General features: G+C 41.7%; 10 protein-coding genes, 2 tRNA genes and 3 rRNA genes. 9 read left to right on the forward strand and 6 right to left on the reverse strand.

Annotation, left to right across the window (positions count from 1 at the left end; genetic code table 11):
• Nucleotides 1–189: 189 nt before the first annotated feature.
• The 5 genes from AC4CU0_RS02465 (at nucleotide 190) to rrf (ending at nucleotide 5,669) form a co-directional block, all read left to right on the forward strand.
• Nucleotides 190–1,728, forward strand: a 16S ribosomal RNA gene (locus tag AC4CU0_RS02465).
• Nucleotides 1,729–1,789: 61 nt separating this feature from the next.
• A tRNA-Ile gene (locus AC4CU0_RS02470) sits at nucleotides 1,790–1,866 on the forward strand.
• Nucleotides 1,867–1,937: 71 nt separating this feature from the next.
• Nucleotides 1,938–2,013: transfer RNA gene (locus AC4CU0_RS02475), tRNA-Ala, on the forward strand.
• A 457-nt stretch (nucleotides 2,014–2,470) separates the two neighbouring features.
• Nucleotides 2,471–5,364: ribosomal RNA gene (locus tag AC4CU0_RS02480) — 23S ribosomal RNA — on the forward strand.
• Nucleotides 5,365–5,554: 190 nt separating this feature from the next.
• Nucleotides 5,555–5,669, forward strand: a 5S ribosomal RNA gene (gene rrf / locus AC4CU0_RS02485).
• Together the 16S, 23S and 5S rRNA genes with 2 tRNA genes alongside form the textbook arrangement of a ribosomal RNA operon.
• Before the next feature lie 138 nt (nucleotides 5,670–5,807).
• On the opposite strand, the gene AC4CU0_RS02490 is transcribed toward rrf, so the two are convergent.
• Entirely contained in the window at nucleotides 5,808–7,181 is a 1,374-nt protein-coding gene (locus tag AC4CU0_RS02490; protein WP_490743454.1) for a dihydrolipoyl dehydrogenase, read from the reverse strand.
• 377 nt (nucleotides 7,182–7,558) lie between these two features.
• On the opposite strand from AC4CU0_RS02490, the gene AC4CU0_RS02495 reads away from it, so the two are divergent.
• Complete coding sequence (locus AC4CU0_RS02495) at nucleotides 7,559–12,025, forward strand: Ig-like domain-containing protein (RefSeq protein ID WP_490742374.1); 4,467 nt, start codon at nucleotides 7,559–7,561, stop codon at nucleotides 12,023–12,025.
• Nucleotides 12,026–12,178: 153 nt separating this feature from the next.
• On the opposite strand, the gene AC4CU0_RS02500 is transcribed toward AC4CU0_RS02495, so the two are convergent.
• Nucleotides 12,179–12,601, reverse strand: coding sequence for a protein tyrosine phosphatase family protein (locus tag AC4CU0_RS02500; protein WP_490742375.1), 423 nt, complete (start codon nucleotides 12,599–12,601; stop codon nucleotides 12,179–12,181).
• Nucleotides 12,594–12,929, reverse strand: coding sequence for a protein tyrosine phosphatase family protein (locus AC4CU0_RS02505; RefSeq protein WP_078191321.1), 336 nt, complete (start codon nucleotides 12,927–12,929; stop codon nucleotides 12,594–12,596). Before AC4CU0_RS02505 ends, AC4CU0_RS02500 begins: the two co-directional genes overlap by 8 nt.
• A gap of 124 nt (nucleotides 12,930–13,053) precedes the next feature.
• On the opposite strand from AC4CU0_RS02505, the gene AC4CU0_RS02510 reads away from it, so the two are divergent.
• Genes AC4CU0_RS02510 through AC4CU0_RS02520 form a run of 3 tightly spaced genes read left to right on the forward strand, consistent with a single transcriptional unit; the run spans nucleotide 13,054 to nucleotide 14,823 of the window.
• On the forward strand, nucleotides 13,054–13,950 hold the full coding sequence (locus AC4CU0_RS02510) for an alpha/beta hydrolase (RefSeq protein WP_490742376.1): 897 nt from the start codon (nucleotides 13,054–13,056) through the stop codon (nucleotides 13,948–13,950).
• Complete coding sequence (trxC, locus tag AC4CU0_RS02515; protein WP_078191319.1) at nucleotides 13,951–14,382, forward strand: thioredoxin TrxC; 432 nt, start codon at nucleotides 13,951–13,953, stop codon at nucleotides 14,380–14,382.
• A gap of 21 nt (nucleotides 14,383–14,403) precedes the next feature.
• Nucleotides 14,404–14,823, forward strand: coding sequence for an acyl-CoA thioesterase (locus AC4CU0_RS02520; protein WP_078191328.1), 420 nt, complete (start codon nucleotides 14,404–14,406; stop codon nucleotides 14,821–14,823).
• A 62-nt stretch (nucleotides 14,824–14,885) separates the two neighbouring features.
• Here AC4CU0_RS02520 and AC4CU0_RS02525 read toward each other — a convergent pair whose 3' ends face one another.
• The 3 genes from AC4CU0_RS02525 to AC4CU0_RS02535 all read right to left on the reverse strand — a co-directional run bounded on the left by AC4CU0_RS02525 (nucleotide 14,886) and on the right by AC4CU0_RS02535 (nucleotide 16,538).
• Entirely contained in the window at nucleotides 14,886–15,386 is a 501-nt protein-coding gene (locus AC4CU0_RS02525; protein WP_490742377.1) for a nuclear transport factor 2 family protein, read from the reverse strand.
• A gap of 132 nt (nucleotides 15,387–15,518) precedes the next feature.
• Nucleotides 15,519–16,022, reverse strand: a complete 504-nt coding sequence (locus AC4CU0_RS02530; protein ID WP_180022588.1) for a DUF4442 domain-containing protein — start codon at nucleotides 16,020–16,022, stop codon at nucleotides 15,519–15,521.
• 27 nt (nucleotides 16,023–16,049) lie between these two features.
• On the reverse strand, nucleotides 16,050–16,538 hold the full coding sequence (locus AC4CU0_RS02535) for a YajQ family cyclic di-GMP-binding protein (protein WP_078194203.1): 489 nt from the start codon (nucleotides 16,536–16,538) through the stop codon (nucleotides 16,050–16,052).
• Nucleotides 16,539–16,585: the final 47 nt, after the last annotated feature.

Genomic DNA, 16,585 nt, shown 5'->3' on the forward strand with positions numbered 1-16,585 from the left:
TTGCTGGTGACGAACCAGCAAGAAGATCATTAAGAGATTATGAAGAACAACTTGTGTGGATTTTTACTAGTTGATTGGTCGAAATTATTTTCATTGATTGATGGTAGAAATTACTCGAAGTTTATTTGAGCAAATTTTTGTCAGTAATTGATGAGCCAAGATTGGTACACTATATGTACTATTGATTTTAAACTGAAGAGTTTGATCATGGCTCAGATTGAACGCTGGCGGCAGGCTTAACACATGCAAGTCGAGCGGGAATAGGTAGCTTGCTACCGATTTCTAGCGGCGGACGGGTGAGTAATGCTTAGGAATCTGCCTATTAGTGGGGGACAACATTTCGAAAGGGATGCTAATACCGCATACGTCCTACGGGAGAAAGCAGGGGATCTTCGGACCTTGCGCTAATAGATGAGCCTAAGTCGGATTAGCTAGTTGGTGGGGTAAAGGCCTACCAAGGCGACGATCTGTAGCGGGTCTGAGAGGATGATCCGCCACACTGGGACTGAGACACGGCCCAGACTCCTACGGGAGGCAGCAGTGGGGAATATTGGACAATGGGGGGAACCCTGATCCAGCCATGCCGCGTGTGTGAAGAAGGCCTTTTGGTTGTAAAGCACTTTAAGCGAGGAGGAGGCTACTTTGGTTAATACCTAGAGATAGTGGACGTTACTCGCAGAATAAGCACCGGCTAACTCTGTGCCAGCAGCCGCGGTAATACAGAGGGTGCGAGCGTTAATCGGATTTACTGGGCGTAAAGCGTGCGTAGGCGGCTTTTTAAGTCGGATGTGAAATCCCCGAGCTTAACTTGGGAATTGCATTCGATACTGGGAAGCTAGAGTATGGGAGAGGATGGTAGAATTCCAGGTGTAGCGGTGAAATGCGTAGAGATCTGGAGGAATACCGATGGCGAAGGCAGCCATCTGGCCTAATACTGACGCTGAGGCACGAAAGCATGGGGAGCAAACAGGATTAGATACCCTGGTAGTCCATGCCGTAAACGATGTCTACTAGCCGTTGGGGCCTTTGAGGCTTTAGTGGCGCAGCTAACGCGATAAGTAGACCGCCTGGGGAGTACGGTCGCAAGACTAAAACTCAAATGAATTGACGGGGGCCCGCACAAGCGGTGGAGCATGTGGTTTAATTCGATGCAACGCGAAGAACCTTACCTGGTCTTGACATAGTAAGAACTTTCCAGAGATGGATTGGTGCCTTCGGGAACTTACATACAGGTGCTGCATGGCTGTCGTCAGCTCGTGTCGTGAGATGTTGGGTTAAGTCCCGCAACGAGCGCAACCCTTTTCCTTATTTGCCATCGGGTTAAGCCGGGAACTTTAAGGATACTGCCAGTGACAAACTGGAGGAAGGCGGGGACGACGTCAAGTCATCATGGCCCTTACGACCAGGGCTACACACGTGCTACAATGGTCGGTACAAAGGGTTGCTACTCCGCGAGGAGATGCTAATCTCAAAAAGCCGATCGTAGTCCGGATTGGAGTCTGCAACTCGACTCCATGAAGTCGGAATCGCTAGTAATCGCGGATCAGAATGCCGCGGTGAATACGTTCCCGGGCCTTGTACACACCGCCCGTCACACCATGGGAGTTTGTTGCACCAGAAGTAGGTAGTCTAACCGTAAGGAGGACGCTTACCACGGTGTGGCCGATGACTGGGGTGAAGTCGTAACAAGGTAGCCGTAGGGGAACCTGCGGCTGGATCACCTCCTTAACGAAAGATTGACGATTGGTAAGAATCCACAACAAGTTGTTCTTCATGACGATGTATCTGAGGGTCTGTAGCTCAGTTGGTTAGAGCACACGCTTGATAAGCGTGGGGTCACAAGTTCAAGTCTTGTCAGACCCACCACTACTGACGAAGTATTTGAATAAAATACGGAAGCAAACAGAGAATCAGAAACATTGACTTATTGATAAGCTGGGGACTTAGCTTAGTTGGTAGAGCGCCTGCTTTGCACGCAGGAGGTCAGGAGTTCGACTCTCCTAGTCTCCACCAAATTTCAAGATTATAAAAGCAACGCTTTTACTTGAAATTTAAGCAAGAAGCTACGCTTCGCGCAGTATGTGATCATGCAGTGTTGAAGTTGTTTAGTCCTTAAGCGATCAAGTGTTTAGGTTATAGAGCTTAGCAACAAAGTGGCGTATGATTCGCTTCATTGTTATTAAGCTCTGTGATTTATCACAGTTTCCTGACCTGACGAAGGCTGGAAAAATCATTAACAGAATATATTTGAGTTGAAATAATTTGTTCATACTCGTTTGATTTAACCTAACAAGCAATTGTGAAAGTTGAATGAAATGAGTTACTAGCGAAATTAACTGAATCAAGCGTTTTGGTATATGAATCTAATTGAAGCTGTACAGTGATTAAGTTCACGAGACTCTAACTGTGGCAATTAAGTTTGCGACGCGAAATACAACTTGTATGTATTAGCGACTGTTTGGGGTTGTATAGTCAAGTAATTAAGTGCATGTGGTGGATGCCTTGGCAGTCAGAGGCGATGAAAGACGTAATAGCCTGCGATAAGCTCCGGGGAGGCGGCAAATATCCTGTGATCCGGAGATTTCTGAATGGGGAAACCCACCCGCTATAAGGCGGGTATCATAAACTGAATACATAGGTTTATGAGGCGAACGAGGGGAAGTGAAACATCTCAGTACCCTTAGGAAAAGAAATCAATTGAGATTCCCTCAGTAGCGGCGAGCGAACGGGGAAAAGCCCATTAAGTTATCTAAGCTTTAGTGGAACGCTCTGGGAAGTGCGACCATAGTAGGTGATAGTCCTGTACGCGAAAGGGCTTAGATAATGATGTCGAGTAGGGCGAGGCACGTGAAACCTTGTCTGAATATGGGGGGACCATCCTCCAAGGCTAAATACTCCTGACTGACCGATAGTGAACCAGTACCGTGAGGGAAAGGCGAAAAGAACCCCTGTGAGGGGAGTGAAATAGATCCTGAAACCGCATGCATACAAGCAGTGGGAGCCAACTTGTTTGGTGACTGCGTACCTTTTGTATAATGGGTCAGCGACTTACATTCAGTAGCAAGGTTAACCGATTAGGGGAGCCGTAGAGAAATCGAGTCTTAATAGGGCGTTTAGTTGCTGGGTGTAGACCCGAAACCGGGTGATCTATCCATGAGCAGGTTGAAGGTTGGGTAACACTAACTGGAGGACCGAACCCACTGTCGTTGAAAAGCCAGGGGATGACTTGTGGATAGGGGTGAAAGGCTAATCAAACTCGGTGATAGCTGGTTCTCCCCGAAAGCTATTTAGGTAGCGCCTCGGACGAATACCATTGGGGGTAGAGCACTGTTTCGGCTAGGGGGTCATCCCGACTTACCAAACCGATGCAAACTCCGAATACCAATGAGTACTATCCGGGAGACAGACTGCGGGTGCTAACGTCCGTAGTCAAGAGGAAAACAATCCAGACCGCCAGCTAAGGCCCCAAAATTATAGTTAAGTGGGAAACGATGTGGGAAGGCATAGACAGCTAGGAGGTTGGCTTAGAAGCAGCCACCCTTTAAAGAAAGCGTAATAGCTCACTAGTCGAGTCGGCCTGCGCGGAAGATGTAACGGGGCTAAAACTATATGCCGAAGCTGCGGATTTACACATTAGTGTAAGTGGTAGGGGAGCGTTCTGTAAGCCGATGAAGGTGGATTGAGAAGTCTGCTGGAGGTATCAGAAGTGCGAATGCTGACGTGAGTAACGACAAAACGGGTGAAAAACCCGTTCGCTGAAAGACCAAGGGTTCCAGTCCAACGTTAATCGGGGCTGGGTGAGTCGACCCCTAAGGCGAGGCCGAGAGGCGTAGTCGATGGGAAATTGGTTAATATTCCAATACTTCAGTGTAATGCGATGAGAGGACGGAGAAGGTTAAGTCAGCCTGGCGTTGGTTGTCCAGGTGAAAGGAAGTAGGCATGTATCTTAGGCAAATCCGGGGTACTCTATGCTGAGATCTGACAGCAAGCTGTACTTGTACAGTGAAGTGGCTGATACCATACTTCCAGGAAAAGTCTCTAAGCTTCAGTTACACTGGAATCGTACCCGAAACCGACACAGGTGGTCAGGTCGAGTAGACCAAAGCGCTTGAGAGAACTCTGCTGAAGGAACTAGGCAAAATGGTACCGTAACTTCGGGAGAAGGTACGCTGCTTTTGGTGATGGAACTTGCTTCCTGAGCTGAGAGCAGCCACAGAAACCAGGCCCCTGCAACTGTTTATTAAAAACATAGCACTCTGCAAACACGAAAGTGGACGTATAGGGTGTGATGCCTGCCCGGTGCTGGAAGGTTAATTGATGGGGTTAGCGTAAGCGAAGCTCTTGATCGAAGCCCCAGTAAACGGCGGCCGTAACTATAACGGTCCTAAGGTAGCGAAATTCCTTGTCGGGTAAGTTCCGACCTGCACGAATGGCATAATGATGGGGGCGCTGTCTCCAGCAGAGGCTCAGTGAAATCGAAATCGCCGTGAAGATGCGGTGTACCCGCGGCTAGACGGAAAGACCCCGTGAACCTTTACTGCAGCTTGACATTGAACTTTGATCTTACTTGTGTAGGATAGGTGGGAGGCTTTGAAACCGAGACGCTAGTTTCGGTGGAGCCAATCTTGAAATACCACCCTGGTAATATTGAGGTTCTAACTCTGCTCCATGATCTGGAGCGAGGACCATGTCTGGTGGGTAGTTTGACTGGGGCGGTCTCCTCCTAAAGAGTAACGGAGGAGTACGAAGGTGCGCTCAGCGTGGTCGGAAATCACGCGTAGAGTATAAAGGCAAAAGCGCGCTTAACTGCGAGACCCACAAGTCGAGCAGGTACGAAAGTAGGTCTTAGTGATCCGGTGGTTCTGTATGGAAGGGCCATCGCTCAACGGATAAAAGGTACTCTGGGGATAACAGGCTGATACCGCCCAAGAGTTCATATCGACGGCGGTGTTTGGCACCTCGATGTCGGCTCATCTCATCCTGGGGCTGAAGCAGGTCCCAAGGGTATGGCTGTTCGCCATTTAAAGAGGTACGCGAGCTGGGTTTAGAACGTCGTGAGACAGTTCGGTCCCTATCTACCGTGGGCGCTGGAAATTTGAGAGGATCTGCTCCTAGTACGAGAGGACCAGAGTGGACGAACCTCTGGTGTACCGGTTGTGACGCCAGTCGCATCGCCGGGTAGCTATGTTCGGAAGGGATAACCGCTGAAAGCATCTAAGCGGGAAGCCTACCTCAAGATAAGATTTCCCTTGGACTTTATGTCCACTAAAGAGCCGTTGAAGACTACGACGTTGATAGGTTGGATGTGGAAGTGCGGTGACGCATGAAGCTGACCAATACTAATTGCTCGTGAGGCTTGACTATACAACACCCAAACAGTTGTTGTATAAAAGCTCAATTGATTCGATATTAAGCAAAATAACTTGATTTAGTTAACGCTTAAGAACAAAATACTGCAACTCAGATATGATCTGTTAATAACTCATTTGGTAGAAAACTTAGCACGAAGAGCACTGCTCTGAGATTAGACTAAGCAAGTATCCATAACAGTTGTGCTGGCGACAATAGCAAGAGTGAACCACCTGATCCCTTCCCGAACTCAGAAGTGAAACCTCTTAGCGCTGATGGTAGTGTGGGGTTACCCATGTGAGAGTAAGTCATCGCCAGCTCATTATTCGAAACATCCCCTGATACGTCAGGGGGTGTTTTTTTATGCACGAAGAAAAAGGGAAAGGAAAAAGATAGAGGGGGATACGGAAATTAAGCGCTGGATATCCAACGCTATAAGTTTACATAGAACGATAAAATTATATTAACTGACGTCGTGCATGCTTTAATGCTGTTCTTAACCCTTCTTCTAAAGTTGGATGATAGAAAGGCTTATCCAAAATTTCATGTATGCTTAGTTCTTCTGAAATCATCCAAGCTAACAAATGTGCTAAATGTTCAGCTTCTGCACAGAATAGTTCAGCTCCTAAGAGCTTATGGTTAACTGTATCCACATATACTTCAGCAGCCCCTTTATTTTTAGCAGCAACAATCGCACGACCTTGTTTTTCATAAGAAACGAAACCAATGACGAACTCTGTGTTTTTATCTTGTAGTTGTTTATAGCTTTGTCCAATGGTTGCCATTTGTGGTGTAGAAAATAAGATGCCTAGAGGTGTTAGCGTCTTTATAGATTGAATTTGTGGAAAGTTTAAACAGTTTTGTACTGCAAATTTACCTTCATGAGCTGCTTCGTGTTGGATAGGGGTATTGGTATGTGCATCACCGACAATAAAAATTGGATAATCAGCTAGTTGCTTTGTATCCGGATTGATCGGTAAATTTTTAATATCTTTAAATTCTGCACTTATACGTTCTAAACCTAAGGTATTTAATAATGTACGTCTGCCGGTTGCAGCTAAGACATAGTCAACTTGTAGCGACTTTTGTACGTTTTCTTCAGTATAGGTTAAATGAACTAGATCGCCTTCAACAGAGTAATGTTCAGGTAAAATTTCAAACTTTAGCTTTAATTCTTTACTTAATTCTTCCTGTGCGAGCTTTTGTAATATGGGGCTAGTCAATGAGCCAATTTTTTGACTACGTGCAAAAACTGTGGTGTTTACATTGAGGCGTGTTAAAGCCTGCGCTAATTCCAAAGCGATGACACCACTTCCAATAACTGCGACAGATTTTGGTAGTTGTTCTAACTCAAATATTTGATCGGACGTAATTAATTTATCGCCTAATATTTGTTTTTGTTCAGCATCTATAGTAGGAGTTGTACCTACTGCAAGGATAAATGATTTGGCTTGAAATGTTTGACTATTTACTTGAATGGTATTGGAATCAATAAATTTAGCTTTTCCTGAAATTTTATGTTGGCTTGGCCAACTTTTAACATCTTTTAAGGTGGCTCGTGTAAAACGATTACGTAAGGTTTGAACATGTTGCATGACGCTGGAGGTATCAATTTCACTTTTGACATCTAGTCCTAAATTATCTGCATGTCTTATTTCGTACATACGGTTGGCAGTAGAGATAAGTATTTTACTGGGCATACAACCGACGCGTGCACAGGTAGTATCCCAAGGACCATCATTAATGATAAGAATATTTTGTGTTTTTTTAATTGCTTCTTTATAGGCTGAAATGCCTGCTGTTCCTGCACCGATAATGATGATGTCGTACATAATATATTTTTTCAAGTTGCACTTAGACTAGTCTTCCTTATTTAAGGAAAATGTCAATTCCACATATATTTAATTTAAAAATAGAATATTTAAATTTAATTTATAAGCTTATTATTAAGAAGCAATGTTTTAGATTAAAGAGATTTTTCTTAATGTGTTGAAAAACAATAAAAAATATATCAATCTTTAAGGTTTCTGCTGATTTTATAGTCGAAAGATGCTTTGAATTATGTGAAAAAGAACACTTTTTAAAATTATTTCGCTATGTAAGTTTTGTTATTCATATTGATTAATTTTGTTAATTTGATTAAATTTTAGCAAAGCCATAAAAGTGTATTTTAGGGCGCTAATTATTAAATAAAACAGTGGGTGTAAGCATGACAATTTTTTCTAATTTAAAGAAATTAGGGGTAAATTCAACCGTATTAGCGACTTCAATAGCTTTGGTTGCATGTGGCGGTGGTGGGAGTGACGGTTATTATAATAATGATGATAATAGTTCATCTAATGGTGGAAACAATTCAACAGGTAATGAATCTACTGATAATTCAGCAGAAGTGGCAGAAAGTTTAAATGTTCTTGAGCTAAAAGACGCAGCGGGTAATGTTATTGCAAGTGCAAATGATAATTCTGTTGTTAAGTTTTCTGTGCAAGTTTTAAATAGCGATAAAGGTGGTATTGCTAATAAAGCGGTTCGCTTATCAATTTCTGATTCAGAAAAAATTGGTGTTACTAGTGCTAATTCACTTGTTACAACGAGTGAAGGTGGCGTTGCTAGCTTTGATTTAAATGTCCCTTCGTTAGCGACTAGTTCAGGCAAGGTTCAACTGACAGCAACTGTTGATGGAACAACGATTAAGCAAGTTTATACGCTTAATATTAGTAAAAAAAGTACGGTAACTAGTAATTATAATATCAGTATCGAACAAGGTGTTATTTTAGATCTACCTAAGGGCTCAGCGAGTATTACAGCTCGTGTGACTGACTCTAATGGTGGTGCCAAGGCTAATCAAACTGTTACTCTAGCACTACCTGAAGCAATGATTGGCAAATTCTCTATTTCATCTGGTTCAACAGTCGTTACAAATGCGCAAGGTGAAGCTAAGTTTACTATTACGGCGAATCCAGATTTAACTGATTCGCAAATGGAAGAACAATTCGCTGCAAAATCACAATCATTACAATTTAAATTAATTGATGAATTTCAAGCACAAAAAGTAGTTCCGGGTGTGCTAACGTTTAAAGATATTCGCCAGATTGTAATGGTTCAAAAACTTGAAATTATAAAGGCAGATGCAGCACTAGCGGCACAAGGTGGTCTGACAACGGTTAAGGTACGTGCAAAGAATAGCAATGACGAAGCGCTATCTGGGAAATTAGTTAAGCTTTCATTTACTGATAAGAGCGAAGCATACGGTGTTTCAATAGAACCGAAAGAACAAGTGACGGATGCAAGTGGATATGCAACTTTCACCATTAAATCAAATTCATCTTATCCAATTGCTTTGTCTCAACAAGGAATCAATTTAAAAGCAATATATGCAGATAATGATGAAATCTTCGCTCAAGATACGATTAGTGTAATTACAAATGATACGGATGCAAGCGATCAATTAGCACTACAGCGTTTAGAAGTAGCCTCTTCTTATAAAATTAATGCGAAAGATGATCAAGTTACAATTACCGTTCAAGGTATTAATAACAAAGGTCAAGCTGCAACGAAAGGAAAAGTAACGTTATCTTTAAATAAAGAGGCGACTGCAAATGGTATTACATTTGATGGTAGTGCTGAGCAAGAGTTCAAAAATGGTTATGTAACCTATACCTTAAAATCTAATGCAAAAACAGAAGCTGCTGTTGCGGCATTAATACAAGCAGGTATCACCGCGACTTTTACTTCAGATAATAACTTGACTAACAGCATTAAAATTGCTGTTGAAGATGAAGCAAAATCTGAGGAAAAAGTAAATTATTTAGCAATTGATCCTATAAATTCTTCTTTTGATCATACTGTTGATCAAAAAATTCAAGTTAAAGTGAAAGCCATTGGGGTTGAAGGAAGTCCATTAAATGGAGAAAGCGTTAAAATTTCTATGCCAAACTTACCTGTAGCTGATTTACAAGCTTTAGGACTAAGTCTTTCGAGTGCTGCAATTAAAAATACATCTAGTGATGGTTATGCGACATTTGAATATTCATATAAGGTGAATAATGCTAATCGTGATCGTCAGTTAGAATTATTAAAGAATGGTATTATTTTGACTGCAACTGCGGGTTCAGTGAGCAGTGCACAACAGTCCATTACATTAAATTTTAAAGCACCGACAGAGCAAAACTCGATTGATCTAGATTATTTAGATGTACAAATACCTGGATCTATTATTGTTTCTCCTGGAGCTGCGGAACAAACTTTACAAGTTAGCGTTAAAGCAATTGGTACAGATGGTAAGGCTTTTGCGAACCAAAAAGTTGGTTTGGGTCTAAACGATGCAGCTTTGGGTAATGGTGTATCACTTTCATCTGCCTCTGGTGTGACAACGGATGCTAATGGTAATGCTGTATTTAGCTTAAAAGTTAAAGCAAATAATGCAACTGAAGCAGCAAATTTAATTGCAAATGGTATTACAGTCGCTGTACGTGGTAATCGCCTTGATGGTTCAGCTTATACTTTAACGCGTAAAATCGACGTTACTGCCCCCGTTGTTGTACTTCCTAATCTTGCAAATTTGAATTTTGAGTACGATATTCAAACTGTTTCGGTCTTGGGTGGTGAGGTTAAAGTTAAAGTAAAAGCAATTGATGAGGATGGTAATTTAATACCGAATACCTCGTTGTCAATTGCACTCTCTACACTAGCTGGCTCTCGTGTATCACTTTCTGACACTAATTTAAAAACAAATAGTAGGGGTGAGGCTGAGTTTACTGTTCGTGTGTCAGAGGGTGAGTATGATCCAAGTTTGTTAAAAAATGGCATCACTTTTGCTGTCGTTGGTACAAGCCCAAGCAATGGTGATCGTATCCAGCAAACAGGAACAATTCAGGTCGCGATCCCTAAGGATTCTGTAAATCTGCGTCTTACAGCTGATAATTCTAGTTTAGAGCTAGGAAAATCTTACCAGTTACAAGTCGCAGTAAAAGATGAGTTGGGAGCAAATACAGGCTATCCAGTTAACCTAACATTAAATAATGAAGCGTTAGCTGCTGGTGTTAAGCTCAGTGCTGACTCAGTTTTAACTTCGGCAAATGGCCAAGTACCAGTCACGATTACTTTACCAAAGGAAATGACGGATGCTGCTAAGCAAGCGTTGTTAACAGCAGGTATAAAAGTTAAAGGCTCGATTACGAATCCAAAAGGTGAAAAATTAGAAGCACTACTTAATTTCACAGTTTATGAAGCGATTAATACCAATAATTTAGAGTTTTCAGTTTCTAAAGAAAATTTAAATGTAGAAGGTGATCGTTCAATTGTTTCAGTACAGTTGACAGATGTTAATGGACAGCCTTTAAGAAATCAGCTTGTGAATTTAGCTGCCAACAATGCAGCAAGCATTATTATTGGTACACCAGGGGGCGGTGGTTCTACAAATACTAGCTTGCCTCAATCAGTCATGACGGATTCTAATGGTAATGCATTCTTCTCTGTAGAAATTGATGGTGCAACAGTTGATGGCGACCTATTGATTGCAAGTGGTATTGAATTAACAGCAACACATATCAATGAAGCTGGTGCTGTAGCAACTCAAATTAAACGTTTAGAAGCCATTAGAACTATTGCACCACCACCTCAAATTCAACCTACACAGTACAGCTTGCGCATTGCTACAAATAAGCAGATGCTAAATGTTCGTGAAGATAGTACTGAGGTTACCGTGACACTTGTTGACCTTAATGGCGGCGGTGTTGCGAATAAGTATGTTGAATTAGCTGTAATAGACCAATTAGTTAATGGTGCTATCATTGAAGGCCCTTCAGGATTGACAACAGATGCAAATGGTCAAGCAACATTTACTGTAAAAGTAGATGAAAACGCACGTACTAGTGGATATTCGGCTGCAACTTTTGATACTGATAATTTACGTTTAACTGCAACTTATAAAGAACCAGGTTTTACAGACGCTGTACAGGTTCGTATGGTTAATATCGTGCAAGCAGCTGTTGAAAATCCTGTTGCTTCAATTGTGATTGGGGTTAATCCAACTGAGACAGGGGTATCTAGTGATGGTGTTTATTACACTCGTAACTTGTCCGTAAGTGTTGTTGATTTTGATGGGAAACCATTAGCTAATCAAAAAGTAGAAATGGATATTACGCCTACTACTTATTTCAAAGGTAGATATATTTGGGCATTAGCACCAGAAGTTGGATCACCTAGCCCGAAAGTTAAGTGGGTTGCAGCTGGCGAAAGCTATTATGATGTCGATCCAACCAATACCAATATCTATTACAATGATGATGGTGTTCCAATGGATAATAATGGCACTCCAAATAATGCATTGGATGATGTGGCTATCGCGCCAACTATGAATCCAATTACAGCGTGTTCTGCAGCACCGGAAGGTACGCCAGTAGGTAATACTCCTGTTAAGGTCCCAACTTTCCTAGGTCAAGGAGCTACAGCGACTTACACGACTGATAAGGATGGTAAATTTGACTTTACAATTCGTTATCCGAAAATTTATGCACAATGGTTAAATGTACAAATTGGTGCATCTTCTGAAGTTGCAACTTTACCTACACGTACAACCTATGGTTTGGGTTTACCATCAGTAACAACTGACTATAGTTCAAATGGTACTTTTGGTCCAAACTTAACAAGTCCGTACGGTCTGAGTGGTTGTCCTTAATAATAAAAAAAACAGCGCTTCGGCGCTGTTTTTTATTAGAGGGGCTGTTCAATTCAGAGTGCAGTCCCGACACTTACACCAACGGTTGGACGTACATTCATAGAATTACACCCTGTTAGCAACAACGTTGTAAATAAAACGGTAAACACGAATTTATTCATTGAGCAAACCTTGAGCCTGAGCTTGATTGAAAAGAGATGTCGAACGAGAGCCGCTGCGACAAATCATCAAAATGGGTTTAGGAAGCTCATTATAATATTTGGCAAATTCTTTCACGTCTGTTTGAGAAATTTTACCGCTTTGCACAGGTTGATACACAACACTCACATGAGACTTTTCTGCAATTCCTCGTAACTGTAAAACAGTCACTTCATTGCCCGCCTCATTATCTGGTCGATTCACAATTACAGATTTAAATTTAAGTTGTTTGAGTAAACTTGAAAACTTATCTGTGGTCATTTGTCCTGAGACACTTAAATATGCATTTAAGGGCTGACTGTTATTATCTGCATATGTAGGTGCTGAAAAGACGCAAGTCGCGATCAATAAAGCTTTTTGAATGAAAGCCTTAGTCATCCAAAAGATCCATCTGTTTTGCCAGTTGATATAGGTTATTCGAACGGTTACCTGTACGGCAGAACATGAGTACTGGCTTTGGTAATTCATTAAAATGATTCGCAAAGTTACGGACATCTAGCTCAGAAATTTGACCCGCAACAACAGGTTGATGAACATAGTCTAAACCAGCGCTACGAGCTGCTTCTTCAATTTGAGCACTGGTTGGTTGCTCAGGACCACCTTCCATGTCAGGGCGGTTATTGATAATCGATTTAAAGCCTTTTTCAACCACTTGCGCTACATGTTCTGGGCCGATTTGACCTGCAAAACCAACATTTTCGCTCATTGAGTCACTCCATAATTTAATTCATAGATTTATGCTTTATGATAGCATTAAGCACAAACTTGAGCAGAATGTTCTTAAATTTTTATAAGCGATTACAACCATAAAATAACGCAATGGAGCGCGTATGCACGCCTATACAGTCGAACCACTGTATGTCAAAAGCGGACAAGATGTTATAGCTGCTGACTTTTATCGTCCAAAATCTGTTGAAAAACCTGCAGTCATTCTCATGGCACATGGTTTAGCGGCATTACGCCAATTTAAATTAGTGCAATATGCAAAGCGCTTTGTACAAGCGGGCTATGCTGTCGTGTTGTTTGATTATCGCTATTGGGGGGGCAGCACAGGGCGTCCGAGAGAGTTGGTGAATCTTAAAGCTCAACTTGAAGATTGGCGGACCATGATCGATCATTTACAGCAGCGTAAATCGATTGATTCGAGACGCATTGTATTATGGGGAACATCGCTGAGTGGTGGCTATGTACTTAGTTTGGCGGCAGAGCTTAAAAATATTAAAGCGCTGATGGTACAAGTTCCATTTGTCGATGGCGCTGAAAGTGCAAAGTTGTATCCCTTACAGCAATTACCCAAAGCGTTAAAATTATCGAGTCAGGACTATATGGGTTCTAAAGTTGGGATGAGCCCAACGACTTTACCTGTAGTTCATCCACATCGATTGTGTTTTTTACAGTCTGAAGATAGTTATGCGGGCTACTTATCGATTGTAAATCCTGATTTTTATTGGAGTGGAGAAATTCCAGCTCGGGCCTTTTTTAAGTTAATCCGTTATCGCCCAATTTTGGATGTCCGTAAAATTAGCATACCAGTACTTTTTATTGCGGCCAAAGAAGATAGTTTGATTCCCATCGAATCAAGCCGAGAAACTGCGACCAATATTGCACCATATGTGCAGTATTATGAGTGGGAAATGCAACATTTTGATATTTATCACGGGCAATGGTTTGAAAAAGCCATGACAACCCAATTAGAATTTTTACATCAACATGTTGGAGTCAGCTAAATGATCGTTGTGTGTCCTGAATGTGGTGCAAAAAACCGTGTACCTGAAGAAAAACTCGAAGTTGGACCTGCATGTGGTCAATGTCATCAAGCATTGATTCCATTGGCGCCCATCGAGTTGAATGAAAAGAACTTTGCAAATTTTATTAGCAATAGTGATTTACCTGTGCTGATTGATTTATGGGCTGAATGGTGTGGACCATGTAAGATGATGGCGCCACACTTTGCACAAGTTGCAAAATCTAATCCGAAGGTGGTTTTTGCCAAAATTGATACCGAAGCAAACCCTCGATTGAGCGGTGCATTTAATGTTCGTAGTATTCCTACACTGGTTTTGATGAATAAAACCAACGAAATTGCTAGAATAAGTGGTGCAATGCGTGCTGGTGAGTTACAACAATGGCTCAATCAGCAGTTAAATCTACCTCAATAAATGTCAGCGCCAGGAGCTAAAGTGTCAGAAACTCATGTAAAACCTGAAGGAACGCTTTCCCTACAAACCATCGCGATGCCTGCAGACACCAACTGGAGTGGTGATGTTTTCGGTGGTTGGATCGTGTCACAAATGGACTTGGCCGGTGCAATTCACGCAGAGCGTTTCAGTCAAGGACGCTGTGCAACGATTTCAATTAACCAAATGACCTTCCTCGTTCCAGTGAAAGTCGGGGATGTCATCAGTGTATATACCAAAATTTTAAAAGTGGGTAATACCTCTATCCAAATGCAGATTGAAGTTTGGGATAGTCATGACAGCTCACGAGATCCAATTCGTGTAACCGAGGGTGTGTTTACATTTGTCGCTGTCGATGTGAAAGGTGCTAAGCGTCAAATTCCTGCGGATGCAAAAGCTAAATTTGCTGCAGATCAAGCTTAATTAAAGTAAGACAAAAAAAGCCGCTCAATCGAGTGGCTTTTTTATGAATAGTGACCAAGAAATTAGAACATCGTGTTTGAATTGGCACTGGTTTCAGGAATGCTTTGTTGCACATCCCAATGTTCGACGATCTTACCATTTTCAACACGGAAGATATCAATAATGGCTTCTCCACGGTCTTGCTTATTTTGCGTAGAGTGCACATGTAAATAGACCAAATCACCTTCGGCAGCAGCACGTTTGATCTGGTTTTTTGCTTCAGGATTTTGTTTAAAATACTGGGTGAAGTAATCGACAAATGGCGCCTTGCCATCAGGTACATTCGGATTATGTTGAATATATTGATTGCCAATATATCGGTCAGCATATGTCTTAACCTGATGTTTAAGAAAGACACCTTCATAAAAATCAATCACGATTTTCTTATTTTCCGCTGCTTGGCTGGTTTGAATATTGCTTTCAGCTGTTTGTGTTGGAGTCGTTGGCGTTGCAGGAATAGTACTTTGACATGCAGTTAAAAACACCACCAGGCTGATGAGTGAAAGGGGAATGATTTTTTTCATAAAGTGCTCAATATATTTGTGTCGTGCAAGCATATTGAGCGGAATTAGGGCGTATAAATAGTAAAAAACAGTCTTGATTTTGCTGAAATTTGGTAAAACTTATACTTACCTAAAAGTAAGTTTTATTTACATTTATTTATTTTTCAGAGCGGATTTTGCCACCCACGCCCAAAGCATTTCGCATTGAATGGGTGCTTCACCAGATTCATCGGTGACTAAGACCTGTACGAAGGTTTCACCTTTTTCTGTGCTTTGCATTTGTCGTTGCTGTTCGGGTGTAAGCATTGCAATCGCTTTCATCCCACCTTGGGTTGGACGTTTAAAATCAACTTTGAAGCTTTTAATCAGGACAATGGCACTGTCTGGAACGTTCATTGCTGTGACAAAACCGGTGGCTGTTTCGGCGATCAGCGCCATGGCACAGGCATGTACTTGCCCGATGTGGTTTTGCATCGCCTTATGATTGGCGATGCTCACCTCAACACGCTCAGGGCTGACATGTTGATATTGGATCTTAGCTGTTCCAACCATGGGCACGACACGACCAAAAGCTCGACTGAGCAAACGACTTTGAATACCTTTGGGTAATTTAGAGCTTGCTTTAACCAGTTTATTTAGACGATTTGGACGTGCCATATTGACCTCAATGGCAGTTGTGCTGCCTTAATCTTTAAAGTTGTTGAATTGAAGCGGCACACCAAATTGTTGCTCTTTTAAGAACGCCATCACTTGTTGCAAAGTGTCACGTTTCTTGTCAGTCACACGAATTTTGTCGCCTTGAATAGAAGATTGCACTTTAATGCCGCTTTCTTTAATGGCTTTATTGATTTTTTTTGCAGTATCAGAGTCAAGACCGTCTTTTAGTTTGATCACTTGAATGACGTTTTTACCAGAAGCCGTCATTTTTTGTGGATCGAGTGCTTGAATGTCGACTTTACGTTTGAAGAAATGATTTTCGAGCATGGTATACACTTGCTCACATTGGAAATCGCTTTCTGTTGAGATTTTGATTTCCTTATTTTTCTCATTTAACTCAATTGAAACGTCTTGACCACGGAAGTCAAAACGCGTCGCAATTTCTTTTTGCGTGTTTTGAACTGCATGATTTACTTCAAAAACTTCTAATTCGGAAACAATATCAAAAGAAGGCATAGATTAGACCTTTACAAAGGGAAAGAATATCTGAGATGCTAGGGATG

Source organism: Acinetobacter sp. LipI_15 (assembly GCF_058242865.1).